Raw genomic sequence first — 25,472 nt, 5'->3', positions numbered from 1 at the left:
GTTTTGATTATAAAAAAGCCCTGCATAAAATGCAAGGCTTTTTTGACATTTTCTCTATACCCTTGACAGATACTCTCCGGTACGGGTATCAATCTTAATCTTATCATCCTGCTCAACAAACAGCGGAACCATTACCTGAGCCCCTGTCTCTACGATCGCCGGCTTTGTGGCTCCCTGAGCTGTATCGCCCTTGAATCCCGGCTCTGTCTCTGTGATCACCAATTCTACGTTGAGCGGCGGCTCGATCGCGAATACGCTTCCCTGGTAAGAGCTTACTTTTACATTCTCATTCTCTTTCACAAACTTCAGAGAATCTCCGACTGTATCCGCATTGACCGCAATCTGGTCAAACGTCTCTGTATCCATGAAATAATACAGATCTCCATCATTATAGAGATACTGCATCTCTTTCCGGTCGATATGAGCGTTCTCAAACTTTTCTGTCGGACGGAAGGTTTTCTCAACCACACCTCCGTTGATGATATTTTTCAGCTTTGTACGAACAAAAGCCGCGCCTTTCCCTGGCTTTACGTGCTGAAATTCCAGAATCTGATATACCGTTCCCTCAATCTCTACGGTAAGACCATTTTTAAAATCACCTGCTGATACCATTATAATCCTCCTTAATCGTGCGGAACACCGCACATTTTACGTTCTTACTCACTCTTTTCATTCTATAATAGATTTCGGCTTTTTTCAACCTTTTTTTCTTTCTTCTGGCTTTTCTCATAAGAGCGCAGGACAATCCTTTCCAGAAAGCGCTTCAGCACAATCTGGATCTCTTCCTTTGGATGGATCGGTTTTACCAGGATACTGGGTATCCCGGCCCGCTTTGCCCCCCAGACATCGGTAAAAAGCTGGTCTCCGATAAAAACTGTATTGCTTGTGTCTGTTCCCATGATCTCCATTGCCTTCCGGTAATTTTTCACAGAAGGTTTGTGCGCGTTATAAATGTAGTCCACCTGGATCTTCTCATTAAACATCTTTACCCTGGGCTCCTGGTTATTGGAGATCAGACAGCAGCAAAAACCGATCCTTTTAAGTCCCGCAAACAGTTTTACTGCCCGATCATCCGCCGGCGCCCCATGGGGGACCAGCGTATTATCAATATCAAAAATCAGGCCCCGGAACCCTTTTTCATAAAGTTTCTCAAAATCAATAACATAAGTAGATGCCACATACCGGTCAGGGAAAAATCTCTCAAACATTATTCTCCATCCATTTCCATCAGGCGCCGTACCAGTTCTTCACAGACCTGAAGCACCGTTTTATTGTCTGTATTCACCACGATATCTGCCGCCGCTTCGTATTTTTCCCGGCGCTCTTCCATAAGCTGCGCGATCTCCCGCACACCTTTCCTTCCTTCCAGAATCGGCCTTTCATCATTATCTTTTACCCGCTCGAAGATTACCTCCGGACTTGCGGTCAAGAGCACTACTCTTCCGTTTTTCTTCATTTCTTCCACATTCTGGCTTCTCAGCGCCGCGCCGCCCCCGCAGGAGATAACGGTATTCTTCCCGTTCTGCATCTCTTTGAGAAGCTCTGTCTCAAGATTTCGAAAATATTCTTCTCCATAAGTCTCAAAAATATCGGTAATGCTCATCTCTTCCCGTTCCGCGATCACCTGGTCCATTTCCACAATATCCATAGCGAACATGGTGCTCAGATAATCGGATACGGTAGACTTTCCAGCTCCCATAAATCCGATCAAAACAATATTATAATCAAACAGCTTCCTAGCCTGTATCCGCTTACTGTTTTTTAAGATACAGCGGAAAACGTCATAAATCTCTTCTTTATATTTGTTATCCGTTAATTTTTCCTCCAGCCGCCGCTTTTGCTTTTCTTCCTGCTGGGGCTGCAGGATCGACATTCCGTATTCTTCCTTGTAAGACATGATCTTTTCTACGATCGCGTTTCTCTCCACCAGCGCGTCGATGACCTTATCATCGCAAAGCGCCAGCTGTTCCCTATACATTTCTAAATCATTCATGTTTTTCTCCCATTTCCTGCTCTTACTCTCTCGCTCTTTCCGCAAAGGGGACAGCGCCTGATCCATTGAGCGCCGCCTGTGTATTATACCAGTATTCCGCAGACTGCGCAAGGTACTTGTCTATCTCTTTCTCAAAACCTGTTCCCCGCTTTCTCTTTTGCCTGATCACTCCGCGCTCTCGTCCAGGGCGCTCTGGATATCGCTTCGGAACCGCTTCCAGGCATCCTCGTTTTCTACGAAGTATTTCGGACAGTTCTTCCCGGTTACATCGTAGTGGCGGATCACATCTTCCGGTCCCAGATCGAACTTCAGGCAGAGCCAGGCGCTAAGCTGTACCATGGAACGATAAGTAGCTTCATTGAACTTTCCGCTTTCATCCGGATGACAGCACTCGATAGATACCGTGTCATGATTCCGGTCATTAGAAGCGTAAGCCACTTCCCAGGTAGGCACGCACTGAACGATCTCCCCGTCCAGGCCCACAATAAAATTACTGCTGGTCCTGGTTGTGTGGCTGTCTTTCAGTCCTTCAAAATAATTCCTGTTTTCCATAGCTGTCGCTCCCGGATTCGCTGTATAGTGAATCACGATCCCTGTGATCCGGTCGGTTTCCGTTCCTGGTCTGGAATAAGGATTCACCGTCAAAAGTTCCACATCAATTTCCGGCTTTGACGCATCGATCTTTTCTCCCGTCAGTTCAAAATATCCACGGCCAAACCAGTCTGGTTTCGCTATTTTAAGGACTCCCACAGCCAATAACACAAAAATCAGGATCATGATGCCCAGATGGATATTTCGCCGCATTCTTCTCTTTTGCTGCGCCAAGCTGATTCTTTTGTACCCCTTCTTTTTCATTCATACCCGCTCCGTTCGTATTTCTGGAACTATTCTATCACAATTTTCCCCCTAAAATCTGAAGAGTTACTTAAGATTCTGTAAGAATTTCATGATACGAACCGGTATACCGTCACCGTATCATACATTTCCCCTCCCCGAACCAACGGTGTCTCAAAAGAATGCTGGTTCACAGAATCCGGGAAATACTGAGTCTCAAAACAGGCTCCGCTTCTCTTTTCATAAACAGCCCCTTCTTTGCCCCGCTCTCCCGCGACAAAGTTGGCGGTATAAAACTGCATCCCCGGAAGATCTGTAGAAACCTCCATGGCAATCCCCGTCTCTTGGGCATACATCAGCGCCACCTTGCGCAATCCAACGCCGTCTAATACATAATTGTGATCATAACCTCCCGCCAGGCTGAGGGCTTCATAATCTTCCTCTATCTCTTTTCCAATCTTCTTTCTCCTGCGAAAATCCATAGGTGTCCCATCCACAGGAACAAACTCTCCTGTAGGAATCGAACAGGCATCTGTCCGGGTAAATGCCTGCGCCTGGATCTGGACTTCCTGATCCTCTACACTGCCGCTTGCATGCCCCGCCAGATTAAAATAGCTGTGATTGGTCAGATTCAAAACCGTATCTTCCCTGGCCTTTCCCTGATAGCGGATCCTTAGTTCATTGTCGTCTGTCAGCGCATAGATCACCTGGATCTGGACCTCTCCTGGGAATCCCTGGTCTCCATTTGGGCTCACCAGGGAAAAAGTCACTTCCTGTTCCTTTGCTTCCAAAGTTTCCCAGATTCTCTGATTGGTAAAATCCCGGCCTCCATGGAGCGTATTTCCGTGATCATTTGCCGTTAACGGATAGGTATTCCCATTTAACAAAAACCGGGCCCCTCCGATCCGATTGGCGACTCTTCCGATCACACCGCCAAAAAACAATGTCCCCTGTTCATAACCTTCCACACTGTCATATCCCAGCACCACGTCAACGGGATGCCCCTGCCGGTCCGGCACGTACAGACTTACGATAGAAGCTCCGTAATCGCTGACCAGGACTTCCATCCCTTTTTGATTCTTCATCCTGTAAATCCAGCTTTTTTCTCCCTTTTTCGTTGTTCCGAACAGTTGTGCCATTGCCTTTCCTCCTTTTTCATCAATTATGGATTCCTTTTTGTTCTATTACAAACTCTGTCTTCCAGTCTTTCTCGGAAGACAGAAGATATTGGCTATGCACAGGGGCTCCCCAGCTGTCGTCGCCTCCCACTCCCATCTGGCCTGCCAGGATCCGCAGCCAGGTATAATGAGGAATGGGCAGCTCTTCCTGATGGGAGGCTGTCTCCAGTTCCAGGGTGTAATGGGGCAGGACGCTGGACTCGAAGGGGGCGTCCGCCGCGGAAAATCGTATTCCTGCCCCCTCTCTTCCCGCCAGTTCCAACCATCTGACTCCCGTTCGATTCCCACACTCTTGCGGTCTTAGATAGGGAGACAGGTTCCCATCGGCGCTGCCTGCAAAGACTCCCAGTCTTGCTCCTTCTCTGCGATCTCTATAATTTTCCTCCGGTCCATACCCATAGTATCGGAACCATCTGGTGTCCCGCTTGCATTTCCACTCCATTCCAAAAGCCGGAAGACAGGGAAGACCCTGCCGTCCGTGATAAACAGCCTTTACTCGGATTCTGCCGCCTGTTTCCACCTGGTACTCCACCTCCGCTTCCGTCTCAAGAGGCCGGGGTAGTAAAAATACAAATGTAAGCGTGACTTTTCCTTCTTCTTCCTTTATTTGGGTCTTGCTGTGTTTCGCAAATCTTCCCGCCGTCATCCAGGGCGCGCAGTCAAATCCCAGCCCCGCGCCTCTGTCGTTGTCCGTAAGCGCCCGCCAGAACGTTAATTCCGGCGGCCCGGCCAGATACTCCTTTCCCTGATAACACAAAGAGACGATTCCTCCTTGAGCCTTAGAGAAAAGAGCGGAAAATCCCTTCCCTTTTACCCCAATATTTACGTCTCCCCGGATCACTTCGATGGGGCCGCCGCCTCTGCTCCCCTTTTCATTTCCAGCTTTTTTCTTCCAGATCTTCTGCCCAAAACAGCATTCCTCTCCCTTTTTCCCCCAGAGGGTATCCTCCGCAAGCTTTGCGCTTACCTGGAACACGTACTCTCCCGGAGCCTCCGGCCATGGAACGTCCACGGGAACCCTTTGAGTCTGCCCTGGCGCGATCACTGCCCAAACAGTAGTCTGATACAGGCATTTCTCTTCCCGCATCAGCCGGCAGTCAAAATAGTATCCGGAAGTATCCTGGAACAGATTCCGATTCTGGATCTTTACCTCCTTCTCTCCAGGATAGATCCTAAGAGGGGCATAAAGGGCCTTTACTTCCTGAACCTTAGGCGAAAGTCCGCGGTCCGCGAACAAGATGCCATTTCCGCAGAATTCATAATCTGTAGGGCGGTCGTCAAAATCGCCTCCATAGGACAGCACTTCTTCTCCCTGATCATTGATCCGGTACAGAGCCTGATCCATATAATCCCAGAGGAACCCTCCCTGATACTTGTCGTACCGGTCCTCCAGCGCTGTATAAAGACACAGACCGCCAGTGGAATTGCCCATGGAATGTGCGTACTCACAACTGATATAGGATTTCTTAGGATCAGACTTTAAATATTTCTCAATCTCTTCCGGCTTTGCGTACATCCTGCTTTCCATATCGCTGATATGGCTGTATTTCCGGTTCCAGAACACCCCTTCATAATGAACCAGACGGGTATCGTCCTGTCTGTGCAGATACTCTGACATTGCTTCCAGATTTTTCCCCGCGTAGGATTCATTTCCGCAGGACCAGATCAAAACAGACGGATGATTTTTATCCCTGTGGAACATGGAAGCGGCCCGGTCCAGCGCCGCTCCCCGCCATTTGAGACAGTCTCCCGGCACATTCCAGGACGGATCACAGTTCCCCAGCTTCTGCCAGGAACCATGGCTTTCCAGATTTGCCTCGTCGATCAGATATATGCCATACTCATCGCACAGCTCATACCAAAAGCTCTGGTTGGGATAATGGGAAGTCCTTACCGCGTTAATGTTATGGGATTTCAAAAACCTGATATCCCAGAGCATATCTTCCTTTGTGATCGCCCGGCCTCTCCGGGCGTGAAACTCATGCCTGTTGATTCCCCGGAAAATGATCCTCTTTCCATTCAGGCACATCACCCCTTCTTTCATCTCAAACCGCCGGAACCCGATGCGCTGGGACACCGTCTCAATACCTCCTCCTTCTTCTCCCTCAACTTCCAGGAAAAGCCGGTACAGACATGGGATCTCGCCGCTCCAAGGCTGTATCCCGCTTACCTCTGTCCAAAACTCCAATTTTTCTTTTCCTTTTTTCTTTGTTTCAAAAAGTGTCTTCCCCGTCTCATCGCAAAGCCGCAGCCTGATCTGACAGCCGGGTTCTCCTTCCAGACTTACGGCCGCGCGCAAGATCCCCGTCCGATTGTCTTCTTGAAGCCCCGCCTTCACAAAGAGATCCCGGATATGCGTCCTGGGCACCGCGTACAAGAACACTTCCCGGAAGATCCCAGAGAACCGGAAGAAATCCTGATCTTCCAGCCAGCTTGCGCTGCTCCTTTGATGAACTTCCACAGCCAGCTTATTCTCGCCTTCCGCCAGCTTATCCGTCAATTCAAATTCCGCCGGTGTAAAGCTGTCCTCGCTGTATCCGATGAATTCTCCATTCAGCCATACGTAGAAAGCCGTCTCAACTCCCTGAAACGACACAAACACTCTCTTCCCTTTCAGATCTTCTTTGAGGGTAAAACAGCGCAGATAACACCCCACCGCACAGGCTTTCTCCGGCACCTTAGGAGGCCGCAGTTCCTCCACGCCGTCCCAGGGATACATAGAATTCACATATTGGTTCCGCCCAAATCCCTGGGTCTCTATATGGCCCGGTACCTGGATCTTAGAAAAACCGCTGTGGTCAAAGTCCATCTTGTAAAAGTCTCCCGGCCTTTTCTTTGGATCTGACGCCCAGGCAAACCTCCATTCTCCATTCAAACTCTGCTTCAGAGGCATCGGGATTTCCTTCTTAGCTTCTTCTGTCTGTTCATAAAATCTATGATCTGAATGAGCTGGGATCCTATTTACTTCAAACACTTCCGGGTCTTCCAGCCAGGCGGTTTCCGCTTTTTCCGCTTTCATCTTCACACTTCCTCCTCCCGCAGAAAAAACGGGACCCCGGACAAGATCCCCTTTCGGGCTGGTTCATCTGTCCTGACGGTCCCGTTTTGATCGACTGTCTTTGATCTATTCTTCGATACTGTAATTTGGCGCCTCTTTTGTAATATGGATATCATGAGGATGGCTTTCTTTCAGCGATGCGGAGGAAATCTTCACAAACTGTCCCTTTGTCTTCAGATCCTCGATCGTTGCCGCGCCGCAGTAGCCCATACCAGAACGTAAGCCTCCCATCAATTGGAAAACCGTATCTTCCACGCTGCCTTTGTAAGCCACCCGGCCTTCTACGCCTTCTGGCACCAGTTTCTTTGCGTCGGTCTGGAAATACCGATCTTTACTTCCATTCTCCATAGCGGCGATGGAGCCCATTCCACGGTAGACTTTATATTTTCTTCCCTGATACAGTTCAAAGGTCCCCGGGCTCTCATCGCATCCGGCAAACATACTTCCCATCATGCATACATTGGCTCCCGCGGCAATAGCCTTTGTCATGTCTCCGGAATACTTGATCCCGCCATCGGCAATGATCGGAACGCCATACTTATCTGCCGCCTCATAGCAATCCATAACGGCCGTGATCTGAGGAACGCCAATACCGGCGATGACTCTGGTCGTACAGATAGACCCTGGCCCGATCCCGACTTTGACCGCATCCGCGCCTGCTTTGATAAGTGCCTCTGTGCCTGCTCCGGTAGCCACATTCCCCGCGATCACCTGAAGCTCTGGGAATTTGGATTTCACCATATCCACCGTACGCAGTACATTGGCAGAATGTCCGTGAGCGGAATCCATGACTACCACATCCACCTTCGCTTCTACCAGGGCCGCCGCCCGCTCCAGGCAGTTAGCGGTAATTCCAAGCGCGGCTCCGCACAGAAGTCTTCCCTGTCCATCCTTAGCAGAAAGAGGATATTTGATCTGTTTCTCAATATCCTTGATGGTGATAAGTCCTTTCAAGTTGAAATCCTTATCTACGATCGGAAGCTTTTCTTTTCTTGCTTTCGCCAGAATCCGTTTTGCTTCCTCTAAAGTGATTCCCTCCGGCGCTGTGATCAGCCCTTCTGAAGTCATAGACTCTTTGATCTTCTTAGAGAAGTCCTCTTCAAACTTCAGGTCACGGTTGGTAATGATCCCCACCAGTTTCTTTCCTTCTGTGATCGGCACGCCAGAAATCCGGAATTTCGCCATCAGATTATTGGCATCCTCCAATGTATGCTCTGGCGAAAGATAGAAGGGGTCTGTAATAACTCCATTCTCAGAACGTTTTACTTTATCTACTTCTTCCGCCTGGGCCTCGATGGACATGTTTTTATGGATAATTCCGATTCCTCCCTGGCGCGCCATAGCTATGGCCATTCTATGCTCCGTCACCGTATCCATTCCAGCGCTCATCATCGGAATATTGAGCTTGATCGCTTTTGTCAGATTGGTAGACAGATCTACCTGATTAGGAATCACCTCTGAATAAGCCGGAACCAGCAGCACATCGTCAAAAGTAATTCCCTCTCCGATAATCTTTCCCATGATATTCCCTCTCTTTCTCTGTTCGTACTATAAATGCTATAATAACGAATTCCATCTTAGTCTGTCAACCACTTCTTTATCCACGGACCACTTTCCTGGGCGCCAGAAGATAGAATCCCTCAATGATCGTATCGTTTGGCTCAAAAAGAATTTTCTTCGTCTGTCCTCGTTCCGTCACTACCAGAGCGTAGATCCGTCCCTGGCCGGAACCAGAAGTGTAATCATAGGTTTTGGCCCTCTGATACTGCCGAAGATCTCCGGAGTCCGCCGGAGCAAGAACCTCCAGATCGTTCACATTCATAGAGAAGATCCGTTTTCTTTTTGCCTTATGCATGATCTTGTCAATGTCCAAATCTCCATTCACATAGAGATATTCGTACTCCACATCCAATCTCCTAAACAGGAAAACCACTCCGGCAATTACCGCCACCGGAACAATGATCCCCAGCGGGAACAGGAATATCACCAGAACGGATACGATCGCCAATGATACCAGCAGCGCTTTGATACATATATCCTTCATGGTTGTCTGCTTTTTGATCAGCTGTTCTGTATAATAGTCACTCATTATTATTTCCTCCAAACCAAACTATTGATTTAGACCATTGTAGCACATTTTGGCACAAAAAGAAAACTCCCCTGAAGGGGAGTTTTCAAAAATTTCATCTGCGCAGAGCGGATTACATCATACCCATTCCTGCTCCGCCGCCTGCCGGCATTGCAGGAGTCTCTTCTTTGATATTTGCCACAACAGATTCTGTCGTAAGCAGTGTAGAGGCAACGCTGGTAGCGTTCTGCAGCGCGCTTCTTGTAACCTTTGCAGGATCCAGGATTCCCTGTTTTACCATATCTACATATTCTTCCGTCAAAGCATCGAATCCGATGCCTGCCTCAGACTCTGCCACCTTATTGATGATCACGGAGCCTTCCAGTCCCGCGTTTGCCGCGATATGGAACAGAGGCGCTTCCAGCGCTTTCAGAACGACTCTTGCGCCCGTCTTCTCATCGCCTTCCAAATTCTCCGCCAGTTTCGCCACTTCTTTTGCCGCGTGGATATACGCGGAACCGCCGCCGGCGATGATTCCTTCCTCAACCGCCGCTCTCGTTGCTGCCAGAGCGTCTTCCATACGAAGTTTTGCTTCCTTCATCTCTGTCTCGGTAGCCGCGCCTACGCGGATCACAGCAACGCCGCCTGCCAGTTTCGCAAGTCTTTCCTGCAGTTTCTCCCGATCAAAATCAGAAGTTGTTTCCTCGATCTGAGCTTTGATCTGAGCGATCCGGTCAGAAATTGCCTTTTTGTCTCCCAGTCCGTCTACGATCACTGTGTTCTCTTTCTGGACTTTTACAGATTTCGCCCGTCCAAGCTGATCCATAGTAGTCTCTTTCAGATCCATGCCAAGCTCATCGGAGATTACCTGTCCGCCTGTCAGTGTGGCGATATCTTTGAGCATTTCTTTTCTTCTGTCTCCATATCCGGGAGCTTTTACAGCCACTACGTTAAAGGTTCCGCGAAGTTTGTTGACGATCAGAGTGGTCAAAGCCTCTCCCTCGATATCTTCAGCAATGATCAAAAGTCTTGCGCCGGACTGTACGATCTGCTCCAGCAGCGGAAGGATATCCTGGATGTTGGAGATCTTCTTGTCTGTGATCAGGATATATGGATCTTCCAGATTTGCTTCCATCTTATCCATATCGGTAGCCATATACGCGGAAACATAGCCCCTGTCAAACTGCATACCTTCTACCAGGTCCAGTTCTGTCTTCATCGTCTTAGATTCTTCGATGGTGATCACGCCGTCGTTAGAAACTTTTTCCATAGCATCCGCTACCATCTCGCCTACTTCCTCATCACCAGCGGAGATCGCCGCGACTCTCGCGATCTGCTCCTTGCCGGTAACCTTGCTGGACATCTTAGCGATCGCTTCTACCGCTGTATCTGTAGCTTTCTTCATTCCCTTTCTGAGGATGATCGGATTTGCTCCCGCCGCCAGATTCTTGATTCCTTCATGTACCATTGCCTGCGCCAAAACGGTAGCTGTGGTTGTGCCGTCTCCTGCCACGTCGTTAGTCTTGGAAGCCACTTCCTTGATCAACTGAGCTCCCATGTTCTCGAAAGCGTCTTCCAGTTCGATCTCTTTTGCGATAGTCACACCATCATTGGTGATCAGCGGAGCGCCAAAAGATTTGTCCAGAACCACATTTCTTCCTTTTGGTCCCAGGGTTACTCTTACGGTATCTGCCAGTTTATTTACTCCTACTTCCAGTGCTGCTCTTGAATCAGCCCCATATTTGATTTCTTTTGCCATAGCTGCATGCCTCCTAAATAAATAATCTGTTTTGCTTTATTCAACTACTGCCAGGATATCATCCTGCTTTACAATAATATATTCTTCATCTTCAATCTCTACGGTTGTTCCCGCGTATTTAGAATAGATAACTGTCTGTCCGACTGAGATGTTCATCGCTACTTCTTTTCCATCAACCACTCCGCCAGGTCCAACGGCGATCACTTCTGCCTGCTGTGGTTTCTCTTTAGACTGTCCAGGAATCACGATCCCTGACTTTGTTGTCTCTTCCGCGACAAGCTGTTTCAATACGACTCTGTCTCCCAATGGTACTAATTTCATAATTTATGCCTCCTTAAACATCTATCTTCAGGGTTGTTAGCACTCATAAAAAGAGAGTGCTAAAAGACTCTAGATATAAAATAGCACTCTCTGATTCGTTTGTCAACAGCCTTTATTCACTTTACGAGATTTTTATAAAATCCATTCTGGATATGGAACACGATCACTCTTCCCAGTTTGCTCCAATAGCGTTCCCGGATCTGTCCCTCGCAGCAGATTGCCTCTTCCTCAGTCTCTATTATACAAGTATATAAAGCGTCCAGAGAAAAAACGGGAAGCTCTGTCTTTCCCGTCAGTAAGTAGACCATTTCCCTCTCCGGATGATACGAGATCACCTTGCAGTGGTGGACTGTCTCATCGAAAAAGCCGTCTTTTAAAATCATCCGTTCCATCTTTAGTTTTGCAGGGCAGTCCTCATACATATCGTTTTCGCTCCCTTCCCGTATTCACAAGGAAGGGTATCAGTTTCCCGATACCCTTTTCCTTAGTTGTTTTTTTCTTTCTTGATCCGCTCCAGCTCTGTAAATACATAATCGTTTACTACTTTGATGTATGTACCCTTCATTCCGGAAGAGCGGGATTCGATAACCCCGGCGCTCTCAAACTTGCGCAAGGCATTTACGATCACCGACCGGGTAATCCCCACCCGGTCGGCAATTTTGCTCGCCACCAGGATTCCTTCTGTCCCATCCAGTTCATCAAAGATATGGATGATGGCTTCCAGCTCCGAATAAGACAACGTGCTGATCGCCGACTGTACAATGTGTTCTTTTCTGGTTTCTTCAGCGTTTTCTTCATTCACAGACCGGAGCATCTCCAAACCTACAACCGTAGTTCCATATTCACTTAAGATAATATCGTCAATCTCATACATCTCTCCCTGCTTGTAAATAAACAAGGTGCCCAGCCGCTCTCCCGCGATCTCAATGGGGGTTATGATCGCCTGGTAGCCTTTCACCGCCTCTTCCGAGAATCCCAGGGTTTCCAGATTGACATTTTCTTTCGTGGAAAGAATGCTCAGAAGACGTTCGTTCAACATTTCATCGATATGTTTTCCCACATCCTTTTCGATCAGTTCCTCAATATATGGAACTGTATCGTATTTGCTTCCTCCGAGGACCTTTCCCTTCTTGCTTACTACAAATACATTTGAGTTCAATATTTCAGCCAAAACCGCACAGATGTCATTAAACACTACTTTACTCGAATTATTATTATGCAGTAATTTGTTGATTTTTCTGGTTTTATCCAATAATTGTACGCTCATCTGCATTCCTCCATCCTTTGAATGTTATATTATCATACATTTCTCAAACATTCAATGAATTTATCGATTATTTTTCTTCTTTTTCGGAATTTTCTTTATTTTCCACAAACCCGCACTGTTCATTGCTGCAGCAAAGTTTGTTCCCTTTCTCTACCATGTAAGAGCCGCACCTTGGGCAGCGCTCTTTGGAAGGTTTCTGCCAGGACATGAATTCACATTCCGGGTTTCCTTCACATCCGTAATATTTCCGGCCTTTCTTCGTCTTGCGCAAGACTACGTCTTTGCCGCAGATCGGACATTTTACGCCGATCTTCTCAAGATAAGGCTTGGTGTTGCGGCATTCCGGGAATCCGGGACAGGCCAAAAATTTCCCGTGAGGGCCGTATTTGACCACCATATTCCGGCCGCACTGGTCACAGATCACGTCTGTTACTTCATCCTCGATTTTGACCGCCTGCAGCTCCTTTTCCGCCTTTTCTACCGCCGCCTCCAGATCCGGATAGAAGTTCTCGATGATCGTCTTCCATCCCACTTTTCCTTCTGCTACGGCGTCCAAAAGCCCTTCCATATTAGCGGTAAAATTCACATCCACGATACTTGGGAAGGACTGCTTCATAATATTGTTCACAACCTCTCCGATCTCAGTCAGATAAAGGTTTTTATTTTCTTTAGCCACATAGCGCCTGGCAATGATAGTGGAAATCGTGGGCGCGTAAGTGCTTGGCCGTCCAATGCCCAGCTCTTCCAATGTTTTAACCAGGGCCGCTTCTGTATAGTGAGCCGGCGGCTGGGTGAAATGCTGTTTGGTCTCAAAACTTTCTCTGGTGAGCTCCATCCCTTTCTCCAGACCATTAAGCAGAACATTCTTCTCTTCCTTCTCTTCTCCCGCTTCCGTGTATACCGTTCGGAAACCTTCAAATACAATCTTGGAAGCCGCCACCGTAAATCGGTAGTCTCCCGCTCCGATCCGCACGGAAGTAGTCTCATATCTGGCCGGCTGCATCCGGCTTGCCACAAACCGTTTCCAGATCAACTGATACAGCCTGAACTGATCTCTGGTAAGGGACTCTTTCATCTGCGCCGGCGTTCTGGCCACATCCGTTGGCCGGATCGCCTCATGAGCATCCTGGATATTCTTGCCGCTCCCACCGCTTTTACTTCCGGGAGCAACAAACTTCTCTCCATATTGCTGCGCGATATAGCTTCTTACATTGGCGTCCGCCTCATCGGATATCCGGGTAGAATCGGTACGCAGGTAAGTGATCACACCTACCGTCCCATTCCCCTTGATATCCACACCTTCATAAAGCTGCTGGGCAATCCTCATGGTCTTTGCCGTAGCAAAATTTAAAGCTTTGGAGGCTTCCTGCTGCAAAGTACTGGTGGTAAAAGGCACCGGAGTCTTTTTGATCCGTTCTCCTTTTCTCACATCCTCTACGTAATAGCGGGCATCCTGGATCTCCTGCAGGATCTGGTCCAGTTCCTCTTTGGAAGAGATGGTCTTCTTCTTATCCCCGGTCCCGTAGAATTTGGCAGTGACGCTTTTACGCTCGCCGGGAACTTTTAGCTGGGCGTCCAAAGTCCAGTATTCCTCCGGGATAAACGCGCTGATCTCCTCCTCCCGGTCCGCGATGATCCTTAAGGCCACCGACTGAACACGGCCGGCGGAAAGTCCGCGTTTTACCTTGGCCCACAGCAGGGGGCTGATCTTATAGCCCACAATCCGGTCCAGTATACGGCGGGCCTGCTGAGCGTCAACCAGATCCATATCAATATCTCTGGCATTTTTCAAAGATTCTTTTACCGCGTTTTTTGTGATCTCATTAAAACTGATCCGATAAGTCTTTTTATCCTCCAGGTTCAGCGCTTTGCTCAAATGCCAGGAGATAGCCTCCCCTTCCCGGTCCGGGTCCGTAGCAAGATAGACCCGGTCTGCTTTTTTTACTTCTTTTCGCAGTCCTGCCAGCAGTTCGCCTTTCCCTCTGATGGTAATGTATTTGGGTTCAAAATCATGTTCCACATCAATACCTAGCTGACTTTTAGGCAGATCGCGCACATGGCCGTTGGAGGCGGTGACAACATAATTCTTTCCCAAAAATTTTTTGATTGTCTTTACTTTTGCCGGAGACTCCACGATTACAAGATAACGTGCCATAAAACTTGTATCCTCCATTTAGGACCCGCCGCTTTTATTCAGCGGACCCTTACATAATAGTTCTTGGAAACTTCCCTTGCGTATCCTTTCAGTTCCAGCGCCGTCAAAAGCCCCAGGAGTTCTCCGGGGGCGAATGAGGTCTCATCCAGAAGCTGATCTATGCTCTTTGGGAAGAAATCGAGACAACTATACAACATATTTTCGGGACTTTCAAGTATTTTTTTATTTTTGTCAGATTTTTGTCCATTTCTTACCGCCGGTCTTCCAATTCCTTCCAAAAAATCAGAGGGCGACACCAGGATACCCGCCCCCTGCTGGATCAACAGATGGCATCCACGGCTTAGAGAGCTGGAAAACGGGCCCGGAAGAGCGTACACGTCTTTCCCCTGCTCTAGCGCCAGATCCGCCGTGATCAGGGAACCGCTTTTTATTCTGGCCTCCATGACCAGAATGTGATCTGCCAGACCGCTGATAATACGGTTTCTGACGGGAAAATGCGCCGGAAGGGGCGGACTATCTCTTTTTAGTTCTGAAAGAATTCCTCCGGTCCGTTGGATATCCGTGTACAATCCAATGTGTTCTCTGGGATAACAGATGTCAACTCCGCAGCCCAGCACAGCGAACACCTCTCCTCCCCCATTCAGGGCTCCCCTTTGGGCGGCCCCATCGATTCCCCTTGCCAGGCCGCTTACCACCTGCACACCGGCACGGGCCAGCTCATAACCAAACTCCAAAGCCGCCTGTTCCCCATAAGGCGTACATTTTCTGGCTCCCACGATCGCCGCCGAGGGCCGGTCATCTCTGGGAAGTTTTCCTTTCACATACAGCGCAAACGGCGGATCCGGAATCTCACTCAGCCGTTTTGGATAATCTTTTTGAAAATACGGAATGAATCGGATTCCCGCCGCCTGATCTTTCCTATAATCCTCTTCCAGATTCTGGTCCTTTCTTGCCTGGATCAGCGAAGCCTTTTCCTTCTCAGTCAGGATTCCTTCCTGTCCCAACTTCTTTTCTTCTATATAATATATGTTCTTTCCATTTTCATAATATTCCCGCAATCTGCGTTTTTTTGCCCCGGAGATTCCTGGAATTCCTGACAGCCAATGTTCATAAAGCATATCCGCTACCTCCCCCAGTATTTTTTATCCATTGTCCGGTATCCTATGGCTTCCAGCAGATGAGACTCCCGGATTTTCTCTTCTCCTTCCAAGTCCGCGATCGTCCGAGCCACTTTCAGGATCTTATGGCAGGTCCTGGCGGTCAGTCCCATGCGGTCAAACACCTGCTGCATCAGGACTTCCTCCTTAGGTCCCAAAGCGCAGAAACGCTTCAGTTCGCCTAGCGTCTGTCCGGCATTTGTTCTGGTAGGTCCGCTCTTATAGCGTTCTTCCTGGATCTTTCTTGCCGCCATCACTCGTTTTCGGATCGCTTCTGAACTTTCCCTCTCTCCCTTTCCTCTTAATGTCTGATAAGGGACTTTTGCCGTCTCAGCGCAGATATCAATCCGATCCAGCAGCGGCTGGCTGATCCGGCCAAGATACTGCTGGACCTGAGACGGCGTGCAGGTACATTTTTCTATATTTGGGTAATTCCCACAGGGACATGGGTTCATGGCCGCGGCCAGGATAAAGTCCGCCGGAAACAGGTAATTCCCATGACTTCTTGTGATGCGGACCTGTCCTTCTTCCAAAGGCTGGCGCAGCGCCTCCAGCACATTTCTCGAAAACTCTGCCAGTTCATCCAGGAATAAGACACCTCCATGGGCCAGACTGATCTCCCCCGGCATAGGAATATTGCCGCCCCCTGCCAGCGCGCTTCTGGTGATCGTATGGTGAACACTCCGAAAAGGGCGGCCGGTGACCAGCGGCCGTTCTTCGTCTACCATCCCCAGCACACTGTAGATCTTAGTGATCTCCATGCTTTCCTCCAGGCTGGGCGGCGGAAGGATGGTCGGCAGCCGCTTGGCGATCATCGATTTGCCGCTTCCTGGCGGACCGATCATCAGAAGGTTATGGCCTCCCGCCACTGCCACCTCCGCAGCCCGTTTGACATGTTCCTGCCCTTGGACGTCTCTATAGTCCAGCCCCGCTTCCTGGAGGCACTTAGATGGTACTGTCTTTCCCTGTTCTGCCGGACGGATCTTTGTCTCTCCCCGCAGATACCGGCCTGCTTCTTCCAGACTTTCTACTCCCAGGATCCGGATCCCTTTTGCCAACGTCCCTTCCGCCCCGTTTCCTTTTGGCAGGATACAGGTATGGCAGCCATATTCTTTTGCCGCCAGCATAATAGGAAGTATGCCCGGCACTTCTCTGACGCTCCCGTCAAGGCTCAGTTCACCGATGACCAGCGTCCCGTCAAGCTTTGCCGGATCATACAGTCCCATAGCCCCCATAACCGCCAGAGCAATAGGCAGGTCAAAAGACGCTCCTCTCTTTCGCAAAGTGGCGGGCGCCAGATTCACCACGATTCTTCGCGGCGGAAGCTGGATGCCGGAGTTTTTCACAGCTGTTCTTACCCGCGCCGCGGCTTCCTTTACTTCGGACGAAAGATAGCCCACCATAAGGAAAACCGGCAGGCCATTGCTCATATCCGCCTCCACCTGCACCGGCTCCGCCGCCAGTCCCCGCAGAGCCGCGGACAAAATAGTACAAAATGCCATTGCGTCACTCCTTTCTCTGATCGCTTTCTGTGATGAAAACGCAGCTGAATTTTACATAGATAATGGTTAGGAAATAAAGGCCGAACCGGCCAGATACAAAAATCGGAGAAGATTTCCGATTTCGATGTAAACACATCTTATCTTAAATCTTCTCCGTTTGTCAACTTGAATTTTATAAAGCTTCGAAATCCCATTGTTCCGGCATTTTCACCAGATCTTTCCCGTTCAGGGCCCGGCAGGCTTTTCCCCACAGCTCTGCCAGATTATCCTCACATTCCCGCAGGTCTTCCAAGACAAAGTCCGGGCGGCTGCTCAGGAAGTCATACACCTGCTGCCATTCTCCCGTTTCACCAAGAGCCGCATAATAATCGAAAAGTACTCTGCTTTCCCGCTGAACCTGGTCAGACAGAATCGGATACAATCTTACGACCTCTCCATAAGCTTCCAGAGAAAGGAGCAGACGGAATCCTTCTTTTACATAAGACAGGTCTTCCGGCTGTTTTTCGATTCCTTTTGCCAGCCACGAGGCCGCTTCTTCCTTGTTTCCTGTCAGTGTATACAAAGATCCAAGGGCATGGCAGGCCCAGGCTGTCTTTTCCAGATTCCAGGAAGCCAGAAGTTCCTGCTTGGCCAGGTCCATTTCCTGGTATTCCAGATGCAGAAGTCCCAGTTGGTAATGGGCGTACCAGTTTCCCCGGTTCTGTCCCTGTACCCCTTCCCGCAGTTTCTCATAGAACATCTGGCCATACATGAATCCGTCCGGTCTGGTCTTTGGATCCGGCGTCTCCAGATTTCCGGTCTTTAAGAAATCTGCCCACGCTTTTTGATGCGGTTTGGTAAAGTGATATTCCAGATGTTCGGAAAGGGGGCGGTCTCCAGCGATCTGCCGCTCTTCTCTTTTCAGTGCTCCGTAACCGCAGCCTTCATAGACAAGTTTGGCGCTGCTTTTCGCCATTTCTTTGGTTTCCGCCAGTCTTTCTTCTAGTTTTTCCTCTCGGATCCTCTCCGCCATTTTCTCTGTAAACTCGTCCCGCAGTTCTTCGAAAGGAAGCGCCAGTTCTTCCTCGGAAAGCTGTACGCTTCCGTACTGTTCCAGCCATTCCCAGGCGCTGTGAGGCGGCATAGGGATACAGCCGTACTGGGTTTTTCCAAGGCCCGCCTGGATCTCTACGTAAGGTCCCGCTTCTTCCGTCAGGAACTCCTGCCAGTGGTCGCCGCCCTTTTTATGTCCCCAGGAAAACAGCTTTCTTCCCCGCAGTCTCTTCGTAGAATACTGAAGCAGACCATAACCGTCTTTTCCAATATTCGCGATATATTTAGGTTTCTCTTCCGGAATATTGAAGAAGTAATCTACCTGAGCCGGGATCCTTTCGTACCGAGTCACGTCCACCCCGTCTACTTCCGGGATCTTCGCCTTATATACCTTCTGATAATCTCCGGTATAGGCTTCCTTTGCCGGAACGATCAGCCGTCCTTCTTCGTATTCCGGCACAGCCATATTGCTCCACCAATACATGGGCACCACTTTGTCCCCAGAATTTACGATCCGCATCCGGCAGTTCAGATTCCGGTCTCCCTCATCCAGCCAGAAATCCATCTGGTACTCTACGCCCCGGACTCTCTCATACTCATACATTCTGAGCACGGGAGTCTGATCTTCTTTCTCCAGACTGGCCGTGTACAAAGGCCGGGTGGTAAACGGCGTATGGCCGATCATGCTGATATTCCACTCCACGCCTCCGCTGAACCAGGCGTTGCATATAGCAAGATTGCTGAAACGGATCACATCATTTGTATACAAAAGGTTCCTGCCCGTCTTCTTATCCGTAAGCTCCCACAAGCGGCCTCCCAGTTCCGGAAGAAATACAGCCTTTAGGAAATCATTTTCCAGTACTGCTGTTTTTACCTCCACATCTTTCAACTCTCTATCATAAGCCTGGACCTGACGGTAAGGGAAGGAATTCCTTCTCTGGCCAAATCCTTCGTAAATCTCATCATCTTCTTCCAGGAAAAATTCCAAACTGTTCTGAAGCGCCGCCTTTCCCGCAAGATCAGGCACGCTGGTGGATTCTCCGAATCTTCCCGCTTTCATAACTTGTGTCTCAAATCTCAATTCTGGTCTCATAAAAGCTCCTCCACATTCTCATATGAATTGGCGGTGCCAGACAGACATTTCCTCTGACAATCGCAAAGCCATTTTATCATATTGGAGGGGTATTTTCAATTGGGGCCGGGGGCTTTTTAAAAAGCCCCCGGCCCCAATTGAAAATGCCCTGTCCCTTTTTGAAAAAACTACCAATTTCAAAAAAATTCCCGCAGTTTTTCGATAGCGCTTTTTTCGATCCTGGAAACGTAAGAACGAGAGATGCCCAGGATTCCGGCAATCTCCCGCTGGGTATATTCTTCTTCATGATACAGTCCGTAGCGCATTTTCAAGACCAGCCTCTCCCTGGGAGACAGTTCTGATTCCACCCGCGAGTACAGTGTTTTAATGTCTTCTTTCAGTTCTGCTTTCCGGTGGGCATCATCTTCCGTCTCGATGATGTCAAACAGCTGGATCTCATTGCCTTCCCGGTCAGTTCCGATAGGTTCGTATAAAGAGATTTCCCGCGAGGATTTCTTCTTTGCCCGCAGATGCATCAGCACTTCATTTTCGATGCATCGGGCCGCGTAGGTTCCAAGCCGGACACATTTATCGGGGTTAAATGTGACCACCGCTTTGATCAGCCCGATCGTCCCGATGGACAGAAGATCTTCCGTATCGTCTTCATAAGACTGGTATTTCTTTACGATATGTGCAACGAGGCGCAGGTTCCGTTCGATCAGGATATGCTTTGCTTCGAGATCACCCTCCGTATATCTTTGCAAATAATACCTTTCTTCCGCAGCAGTGAGGGGTTGGGGAAAAGATTTCAAGAAAAGCACCTCTAAGCGTATTTAATATATTCTATGTAAAATACGACTCTTTTGTGCTTTTCCATACAAAATTCCCCTTGTCCCGCATTTATGGGATAAAGGTGTCGGCTTCTTCCGCTCTCCTTAGAAGATCATAGCGCTCTGCTTTTTCATCCAGTTCCACATATACGATCTGTCTTGCGTGGGGGGCGCTTTCCTGCTCCTGTCCTTCTTCATTTACGATCCGTTTTACCGTCACGTCCACATTGCGGCCGTCCGGCTTCATGATCTCAATCTTCTCTCCAACAGAAAACTTGTTTTTCTGCTCGATCCGACACAGGCCATCCCGCTCATCGCCGATCATTCCGAGGTAAGTATATTCTTTTACATAAGTACTGGCGTCATAGATCTGGCTTTCCTCTCCTGGTTTGCCAAAATAGAATCCGGTGGTAAACTCCCGGTGAGTGCAGCTTCCGATCTGCTCCAGATACCAGTCCATGTTTTCCTCATATTTCTTAGGACTTTCCAGATAATCATCAATGGCTTTCCGGTAAGTTCTTGCCACCGTCGCCACATATAAGGCGGTCTTCATCCTGCCTTCGATCTTAAAGCTGTCAATGCCGGCTTCGATCATCTCCGGGATATGCTCGATCATGCACAGATCCTTAGAGTTGAAAATAAAAGTCCCTCTCTCATTTTCATAGACCGGCATATATTCTCCCGGTCTGGTTTCCTCCACCACCGCGTATTTCCAGCGGCAGGGGTGGGTGCAGGCTCCCTGGTTGGCATCTCTTCCGGTAAAATAATTGCTCAGAAGACACCGTCCCGAATAGGAAATGCACATAGCGCCGTGGATAAAGCTTTCAATCTCCATTTCCTCCGGAATCTTCTCCCGGATCTCCCGGATCTCAGCAAGAGATAATTCCCTTGCCGACACCACACGCTTTGCTCCCTGGTTCCACCAGAACCGGTACGTTCCGTAGTTGGTGTTATTAGCCTGGGTGCTGATATGCCGTTCAATCTGGGGGCAGATCTCTTTGGCCAGTTCAAAAATAGCCGGATCCGCAATGATCAGGGCATCTGGCTTTAATTCCCTTAATTCTTTTAAATATTCCTCCACTCCCGGAAGATCTCTATTGTGGGCCAGGATATTCACCGTCACATGGACCCGCGCTCCATGTTCATGGGCAAACGCGATCCCTTCTTTCATCTCTTCCATGGAAAAATTCTTTGCCTTAGCCCGCAGGCCAAAGACTTCCCCGCCGATATATACCGCATCAGCGCCAAAGATTACCGCCGTCTTCAGCACTTCCAGGCTGCTGGCCGGGATCAAAAGCTCTGGACCTCTTCTTTTCATCCTAATTTTCTCCTTTTTACTCTATCTGTTTTACGCTGAGGGCCACTCCGTCTCCCAAGGGGAGAATGGAAGTCTGGAGAAGCTGGTGATGCTTTAACTCATAAAGATACTCCCGCATCCGGCTGTGGATCGTCCGGTTTCTCCGCTCTACCGCAAACCTGGACTCCAGCACGTCTCCATCCTGCAGCACATTATCAGACATCAGCACACCGCCGGGCGTCAACAAACGCACCGCTTCCGGCAGATAGTAAATATACTGCCCCTTCGCCGCATCCATGAAAATAAAATCAAAGGGCCCCTCCAGCTCCTTCATGACCGCAAGGGCATCTCCCTGGATCAGCCGGATCTTTTCTTCCTTTCCGCAGCGCCGGAAATTCTCTCTGGCAATAGGAATCCGCTTTTCATAGTTTTCAACCGTAGTAATATGCCCTTCTTTGGGCAGATACGCACTCATCAAAAGTGCGGAAAAGCCAACCGCCGTCCCGATTTCCAAAACCCTTCTGGGTCTGTGGATCAAAAGCAGGGTTTTCAGAAAGCTCTGCGTCTCCTTGCGGATGATCGGCACCCTTCCATCCAGCGCCTCCTGCTCGATCCGCTCCAAAAGCGGATCTTCCGGCACTTCCAGTGAATGTACATAAGTGGTAAATCTCTCATCAACAATCATTTTGGTACACCCCTTTTTTCATTTTGGTACACCGCAAACTGCAATTTAGGACGTAGCCCTTTTGCAAAATGCTACGTCCTAAATTAAAATTATTTACACATCCATAATAATCGGCAATATCATCGGCCGGCGCTTGGTCCGCTTCCAAATGAATTCGTTCATGGTATCCCGTATCACCAGCTTGATCTTGCTCCAGTCCGCGTTTCTCTGGTGGGTCAGACAATTCTCCACTGCCTCTGTCACCACTTGCCGCGCCTCTTCCATCAATCCTTCTGACTCACGCACATAGACAAATCCACGGGACACAATATCCGGTCCGGCCAACAGCCGATTGCTGCGTTTTTCCAAAGTCAGCACTACGATCAAGATTCCGTCTTCCGCCAGATGCTGCCGGTCTCGAAGAACGATATTTCCCACATCTCCGACGCCCAGACCGTCTACCAGGATTTCTCCTGTATGGACTTTATCTACGACCTTGGCTTCCTCGCCGCTTACTTCCAGCACATCGCCGGACTGAAGGATAAAGATATTCTCTTTTGGAATCCCCAGGGATTTTGCAATTCCCGCGTTCGCCTTTAAGTGCCGGTATTCTCCATGCACCGGAATGGCATACTTAGGTTTTACCAGGGAGTAGATCAGTTTCAGTTCTTCCTGGCAGGCATGGCCGGATACATGGGCATCCTGGAAGATCACGTTCGCGCCTTTGGAGGACAGCTCATTGATCACCTTGGATACAGATTTCTCATTTCCGGGGATTGGGTTAGAGCTGAAAATGACCGTATCTCCGGGCATGATCGTTACTTTTTTATGCACATCCGCCGCCATTCGGGACAGAGCCGCCATAGACTCGCCCTGACTTCCTGTAGTGATCAATACCGTTTTCTCCGGCGGATAATTCTTCAACTGGTCGATCTCTACCAGGGTCTTATCCGGTACATTCAGATATCCCAGCTCCTGAGCCACCTGGATGATATTGACCATACTCCGTCCTTCCACCACTACTTTCCGGCCATATTTGCAGGCAGAGTTGATGATCTGCTGCACCCGGTCCACATTGGACGCAAAGGTGGCGATAATGATCCGGGTATTCTGATGTTCCGCGAAAATGTGGTCGAAGGTAATTCCCACCGTCCGTTCCGACTGGGTAAATCCCGGCCGTTCCGCATTGGTACTGTCGGACATCAGCGCCAGTACCCCTTTCTTTCCAATCTCCGCAAACCGCTGAAGATCAATGGCATCCCCGAATACCGGCGTATAATCCACCTTAAAATCACCTGTGTGCACCACGATCCCCGCCGGCGAATAGATCGCCAGAGCCGCCGCATCCTGAATACTGTGGTTCGTCTTGATAAATTCAATCCGGAACTGGCCCAGATTGATGGATTGTCCGTGGCGCACCACTTTCCTCCGGGTGCTGCGCAGAAGATTGTGTTCGCCAAGTTTCCTCTCAATGATACCCATCGTAAGCTTAGTCGCATAGATCGGAAGATTCATCTCCCGCAGCACATAAGAAAGAGCGCCGATATGGTCTTCATGGCCGTGGGTGATCACAAATCCCTTGACTTTCTGACTGTTTTCCTTCAGGTAGGTAATGTCAGGGATCACCAGATCGATTCCAAGCATGTCGTCCTCCGGAAAGGCCAGACCGCAGTCCACGACAATAATACTGTCTTCATATTCAAAGGCAGTAATGTTCATTCCGATCTTCTCCAGACCTCCGAGCGGAATGATTCGCAATTTTCCATTGTTTTCTTTTTTCAAACTTACACCTCCACGTGTTTTTCCGTACTGTTTTCTTCTGCCTTCCCCAGGCATTCCCGGCATTGTCCATAGAACTTTAATTCGTGGTCTAACACGTGGAAACCCGTCTTCTCCTCAATATGACGCTCCAGCCCGTCCAGGAGGTCATCCCGGAAAGGCAGGACTTTCCCACAAGTCTTACATATCAAATGATGGTGATGGTGCTTCCCTTCTCCGTCGAAGAGTTCCCCGATTTCATAACGCACGCATCCCTCGTCCAAATTGATACGATCCACCAATTGCATTTCCAGCAACAATTGCACTGTCCGGTAAATAGTAGCCAGTCCGATCTCCGGATAGTCTTCCTTTACCAGTTCATAGATGTCTTCCGCAGTCATATGTTTGTCACGATTTTCTGCGAGTACCTCTAATACAAGCAACCTTTGATTGGTTACCTTAAGACCTTTTTCTTTAAGCATCTTCTTGAATTTTTCCTGACTGATCGACATAGACTCTTACCTTTCAATCTCCACATCTTCCAGAAGTTCCTCGAATACTCTGGAAACCGCGTTCAGTTCTTCCTCGTCCTCTACAAATTCATAGAGACTTTCCAATGCTTCCTCTGATGCTGTATCTTTTAAAATAAAACATTCCGCCTCATCTTCCTGCGAATCTGTGACCAGAATGTAAGACACCCCGCCTACTTTTGTCTGTTCCAGTACAAAAAACTCAACTTCTTCCTGCATTTCTCCAGACATGAATGTAATTTTCTCCATCATTCAACACCTCTTTCAGGCATGGACGATCCCGCTTTTCGCATCTGGACAGAATCCAGATATCCCTGCAGAATAAAAACTGCCGCGATCTGGTCTACATATTTTTTTCGATCCTCACGCCGGATCCCATTTTCCATTAATGTCCGTTCCGCTTCTACTGTAGTGAGCCGCTCATCCCACATCACGACCTCAAGGCCGGTCCGCCGATGCAGCATCTCACCAAACTCTATGGTTTGCTCTGCCCGTTCTCCGATATCATTGTTCATATGCTTTGGAAGGCCGAGGACAATCTTCCCCACTTCATACTCTTTGATCAGCTCTTCAATCCTGGCGCACGTCTTTCGAAGCTTGTTCTCGTCCTTGCGGCAGATTGTTTCTACCGCCTGAGCTGTAATGCCAAGGGCATCGCTGACCGCCACTCCTACTGTTTTGGAACCATAATCCAGCCCCATGATCCTGACAGACATTATGCCCATCCATTGTGCTCAATATACGTTTTGAGCAGTTCTTCTACCAGTTCATCCCGTTCCACTTTCATGATCAGGCTTCTCGCCCCATTATGACTGGTAATATAAGTCGGGTCTCCCGACATAATATATCCAACGATCTGATTGACCGGATTATAACCTTTTTCGCTCAATGCCTTATACACAATCTCAAGGATATCTTTTGCCTGAATCTGCGGGCCGCTTTCTACCTGAAAAAACTGGGTGCTGCTTAAATCCTTCATATACTCACGTCCTCCAAA

General features: G+C 48.9%; 24 protein-coding genes. All 24 read right to left on the bottom strand.

The window, feature by feature from the left end:
- Window positions 1-54 precede the first annotated feature (54 nt).
- Window positions 55-612, bottom strand: coding sequence for an elongation factor P (efp, locus tag FND36_06685; protein ID QDW73748.1), 558 nt, complete (start codon window positions 610-612; stop codon window positions 55-57).
- A gap of 62 nt (window positions 613-674) precedes the next feature.
- Entirely contained in the window at window positions 675-1,208 is a 534-nt protein-coding gene (locus tag FND36_06680; protein ID QDW73747.1) for a YqeG family HAD IIIA-type phosphatase, read from the bottom strand.
- A complete protein-coding gene (locus tag FND36_06675) occupies window positions 1,208-1,993 on the bottom strand; it encodes an AAA family ATPase (protein QDW73746.1) in 786 nt (261 codons plus the stop codon). Before FND36_06675 ends, FND36_06680 begins: the two co-directional genes overlap by 1 nt.
- 165 nt (window positions 1,994-2,158) lie before the next feature.
- Complete coding sequence (locus FND36_06670; GenBank protein QDW73745.1) at window positions 2,159-2,848, bottom strand: N-acetylmuramoyl-L-alanine amidase; 690 nt, start codon at window positions 2,846-2,848, stop codon at window positions 2,159-2,161.
- A gap of 89 nt (window positions 2,849-2,937) precedes the next feature.
- On the bottom strand, window positions 2,938-3,966 hold the full coding sequence (locus FND36_06665; GenBank protein QDW73744.1) for a galactose mutarotase: 1,029 nt from the start codon (window positions 3,964-3,966) through the stop codon (window positions 2,938-2,940).
- Window positions 3,967-3,985: 19 nt separating this feature from the next.
- Window positions 3,986-7,024, bottom strand: coding sequence for a DUF4981 domain-containing protein (locus tag FND36_06660; GenBank protein QDW73743.1), 3,039 nt, complete (start codon window positions 7,022-7,024; stop codon window positions 3,986-3,988).
- A 105-nt stretch (window positions 7,025-7,129) separates the two neighbouring features.
- Window positions 7,130-8,584 carry an IMP dehydrogenase gene (gene guaB / locus FND36_06655; GenBank protein QDW73742.1) on the bottom strand — a complete coding sequence of 485 codons (1,455 nt, stop codon included), beginning with the start codon at window positions 8,582-8,584 and terminating at the stop codon, window positions 7,130-7,132.
- 76 nt (window positions 8,585-8,660) lie between these two features.
- Window positions 8,661-9,152 carry a hypothetical protein gene (locus tag FND36_06650; GenBank protein ID QDW73741.1) on the bottom strand — a complete coding sequence of 164 codons (492 nt, stop codon included), beginning with the start codon at window positions 9,150-9,152 and terminating at the stop codon, window positions 8,661-8,663.
- Between the two features lie 112 nt (window positions 9,153-9,264).
- Complete coding sequence (groL, locus tag FND36_06645) at window positions 9,265-10,890, bottom strand: chaperonin GroEL (GenBank protein ID QDW73740.1); 1,626 nt, start codon at window positions 10,888-10,890, stop codon at window positions 9,265-9,267.
- Window positions 10,891-10,926: 36 nt separating this feature from the next.
- Window positions 10,927-11,211: a co-chaperone GroES gene (locus tag FND36_06640; protein ID QDW73739.1), complete on the bottom strand. Its 285-nt coding sequence runs from the start codon at window positions 11,209-11,211 to the stop codon at window positions 10,927-10,929.
- A gap of 116 nt (window positions 11,212-11,327) precedes the next feature.
- On the bottom strand, window positions 11,328-11,633 hold the full coding sequence (locus FND36_06635) for a hypothetical protein (GenBank protein ID QDW73738.1): 306 nt from the start codon (window positions 11,631-11,633) through the stop codon (window positions 11,328-11,330).
- Between the two features lie 62 nt (window positions 11,634-11,695).
- Window positions 11,696-12,478 (bottom strand): GTP-sensing pleiotropic transcriptional regulator CodY, encoded by a 783-nt coding sequence (codY, locus tag FND36_06630; GenBank protein ID QDW73737.1) that lies wholly within the window; start codon window positions 12,476-12,478, stop codon window positions 11,696-11,698.
- 67 nt (window positions 12,479-12,545) lie between these two features.
- The gene (gene topA, locus FND36_06625; GenBank protein ID QDW73736.1) at window positions 12,546-14,633 is read right to left on the bottom strand and encodes a type I DNA topoisomerase; all 2,088 of its coding nucleotides are present in this window, start codon (window positions 14,631-14,633) and stop codon (window positions 12,546-12,548) included.
- A gap of 38 nt (window positions 14,634-14,671) precedes the next feature.
- Entirely contained in the window at window positions 14,672-15,751 is a 1,080-nt protein-coding gene (gene dprA / locus FND36_06620) for a DNA-protecting protein DprA (protein QDW73735.1), read from the bottom strand.
- 5 nt (window positions 15,752-15,756) lie between these two features.
- On the bottom strand, window positions 15,757-17,292 hold the full coding sequence (locus tag FND36_06615) for a YifB family Mg chelatase-like AAA ATPase (GenBank protein ID QDW73734.1): 1,536 nt from the start codon (window positions 17,290-17,292) through the stop codon (window positions 15,757-15,759).
- Between the two features lie 172 nt (window positions 17,293-17,464).
- The gene (locus FND36_06610) at window positions 17,465-19,417 is read right to left on the bottom strand and encodes a DUF5107 domain-containing protein (protein ID QDW73733.1); all 1,953 of its coding nucleotides are present in this window, start codon (window positions 19,415-19,417) and stop codon (window positions 17,465-17,467) included.
- A 176-nt stretch (window positions 19,418-19,593) separates the two neighbouring features.
- Window positions 19,594-20,217 (bottom strand): sigma-70 family RNA polymerase sigma factor, encoded by a 624-nt coding sequence (locus tag FND36_06605; protein QDW73732.1) that lies wholly within the window; start codon window positions 20,215-20,217, stop codon window positions 19,594-19,596.
- 79 nt (window positions 20,218-20,296) lie between these two features.
- Window positions 20,297-21,544 carry a U32 family peptidase gene (locus FND36_06600; GenBank protein ID QDW73731.1) on the bottom strand — a complete coding sequence of 416 codons (1,248 nt, stop codon included), beginning with the start codon at window positions 21,542-21,544 and terminating at the stop codon, window positions 20,297-20,299.
- A gap of 16 nt (window positions 21,545-21,560) precedes the next feature.
- On the bottom strand, window positions 21,561-22,208 hold the full coding sequence (locus FND36_06595; protein ID QDW73730.1) for an O-methyltransferase: 648 nt from the start codon (window positions 22,206-22,208) through the stop codon (window positions 21,561-21,563).
- 93 nt (window positions 22,209-22,301) lie between these two features.
- Window positions 22,302-23,969, bottom strand: a complete 1,668-nt coding sequence (locus FND36_06590; GenBank protein QDW73729.1) for a ribonuclease J — start codon at window positions 23,967-23,969, stop codon at window positions 22,302-22,304.
- Window positions 23,970-23,971: 2 nt separating this feature from the next.
- A complete protein-coding gene (locus FND36_06585) occupies window positions 23,972-24,457 on the bottom strand; it encodes a transcriptional repressor (GenBank protein QDW73728.1) in 486 nt (161 codons plus the stop codon).
- Between the two features lie 6 nt (window positions 24,458-24,463).
- Window positions 24,464-24,724, bottom strand: coding sequence for a DUF1292 domain-containing protein (locus FND36_06580; protein ID QDW75564.1), 261 nt, complete (start codon window positions 24,722-24,724; stop codon window positions 24,464-24,466).
- A complete protein-coding gene (gene ruvX / locus FND36_06575) occupies window positions 24,724-25,191 on the bottom strand; it encodes a Holliday junction resolvase RuvX (GenBank protein QDW75563.1) in 468 nt (155 codons plus the stop codon). Before ruvX ends, FND36_06580 begins: the two co-directional genes overlap by 1 nt.
- A complete protein-coding gene (locus FND36_06570; GenBank protein ID QDW73727.1) occupies window positions 25,191-25,454 on the bottom strand; it encodes an IreB family regulatory phosphoprotein in 264 nt (87 codons plus the stop codon). The genes ruvX and FND36_06570 overlap by 1 nt, the downstream gene beginning before the upstream one ends.
- Between the last annotated feature and the right edge of the window lie 18 nt (window positions 25,455-25,472).

It is taken from the genome of Lachnospiraceae bacterium KGMB03038, assembly GCA_007361935.1.
Classification (GTDB): domain Bacteria; phylum Bacillota; class Clostridia; order Lachnospirales; family Lachnospiraceae; genus Massilistercora.
Note: the sequence above shows the minus strand (reverse complement) of the source record. Positions and strands in the feature narration are given on the sequence as shown.

What these genes read in the sequence shown, in the direction of transcription:
- efp (QDW73748.1), bottom strand. Translation starts at nt 612, where the DNA reads ATGGTATCAGCAGGTGATTTTAAAAATGGTCTTACCGTAGAGATTGAG.
- FND36_06680 (QDW73747.1), bottom strand. Translation starts at nt 1,208, where the DNA reads ATGTTTGAGAGATTTTTCCCTGACCGGTATGTGGCATCTACTTATGTT.
- FND36_06675 (QDW73746.1), bottom strand. Translation starts at nt 1,993, where the DNA reads ATGAATGATTTAGAAATGTATAGGGAACAGCTGGCGCTTTGCGATGAT.
- FND36_06670 (QDW73745.1), bottom strand. Translation starts at nt 2,848, where the DNA reads ATGAAAAAGAAGGGGTACAAAAGAATCAGCTTGGCGCAGCAAAAGAGA.
- FND36_06665 (QDW73744.1), bottom strand. Translation starts at nt 3,966, where the DNA reads ATGGCACAACTGTTCGGAACAACGAAAAAGGGAGAAAAAAGCTGGATT.
- FND36_06660 (QDW73743.1), bottom strand. Translation starts at nt 7,024, where the DNA reads ATGAAAGCGGAAAAAGCGGAAACCGCCTGGCTGGAAGACCCGGAAGTG.
- guaB (QDW73742.1), bottom strand. Translation starts at nt 8,584, where the DNA reads ATGGGAAAGATTATCGGAGAGGGAATTACTTTTGACGATGTGCTGCTG.
- FND36_06650 (QDW73741.1), bottom strand. Translation starts at nt 9,152, where the DNA reads ATGAGTGACTATTATACAGAACAGCTGATCAAAAAGCAGACAACCATG.
- groL (QDW73740.1), bottom strand. Translation starts at nt 10,890, where the DNA reads ATGGCAAAAGAAATCAAATATGGGGCTGATTCAAGAGCAGCACTGGAA.
- FND36_06640 (QDW73739.1), bottom strand. Translation starts at nt 11,211, where the DNA reads ATGAAATTAGTACCATTGGGAGACAGAGTCGTATTGAAACAGCTTGTC.
- FND36_06635 (QDW73738.1), bottom strand. Translation starts at nt 11,633, where the DNA reads ATGTATGAGGACTGCCCTGCAAAACTAAAGATGGAACGGATGATTTTA.
- codY (QDW73737.1), bottom strand. Translation starts at nt 12,478, where the DNA reads ATGAGCGTACAATTATTGGATAAAACCAGAAAAATCAACAAATTACTG.
- topA (QDW73736.1), bottom strand. Translation starts at nt 14,633, where the DNA reads ATGGCACGTTATCTTGTAATCGTGGAGTCTCCGGCAAAAGTAAAGACA.
- dprA (QDW73735.1), bottom strand. Translation starts at nt 15,751, where the DNA reads ATGCTTTATGAACATTGGCTGTCAGGAATTCCAGGAATCTCCGGGGCA.
- FND36_06615 (QDW73734.1), bottom strand. Translation starts at nt 17,292, where the DNA reads ATGGCATTTTGTACTATTTTGTCCGCGGCTCTGCGGGGACTGGCGGCG.
- FND36_06610 (QDW73733.1), bottom strand. Translation starts at nt 19,417, where the DNA reads ATGAGACCAGAATTGAGATTTGAGACACAAGTTATGAAAGCGGGAAGA.
- FND36_06600 (QDW73731.1), bottom strand. Translation starts at nt 21,544, where the DNA reads ATGAAAAGAAGAGGTCCAGAGCTTTTGATCCCGGCCAGCAGCCTGGAA.
- FND36_06595 (QDW73730.1), bottom strand. Translation starts at nt 22,208, where the DNA reads ATGATTGTTGATGAGAGATTTACCACTTATGTACATTCACTGGAAGTG.
- FND36_06585 (QDW73728.1), bottom strand. Translation starts at nt 24,457, where the DNA reads ATGTCGATCAGTCAGGAAAAATTCAAGAAGATGCTTAAAGAAAAAGGT.
- FND36_06580 (QDW75564.1), bottom strand. Translation starts at nt 24,724, where the DNA reads ATGGAGAAAATTACATTCATGTCTGGAGAAATGCAGGAAGAAGTTGAG.
- ruvX (QDW75563.1), bottom strand. Translation starts at nt 25,191, where the DNA reads ATGTCTGTCAGGATCATGGGGCTGGATTATGGTTCCAAAACAGTAGGA.
- FND36_06570 (QDW73727.1), bottom strand. Translation starts at nt 25,454, where the DNA reads ATGAAGGATTTAAGCAGCACCCAGTTTTTTCAGGTAGAAAGCGGCCCG.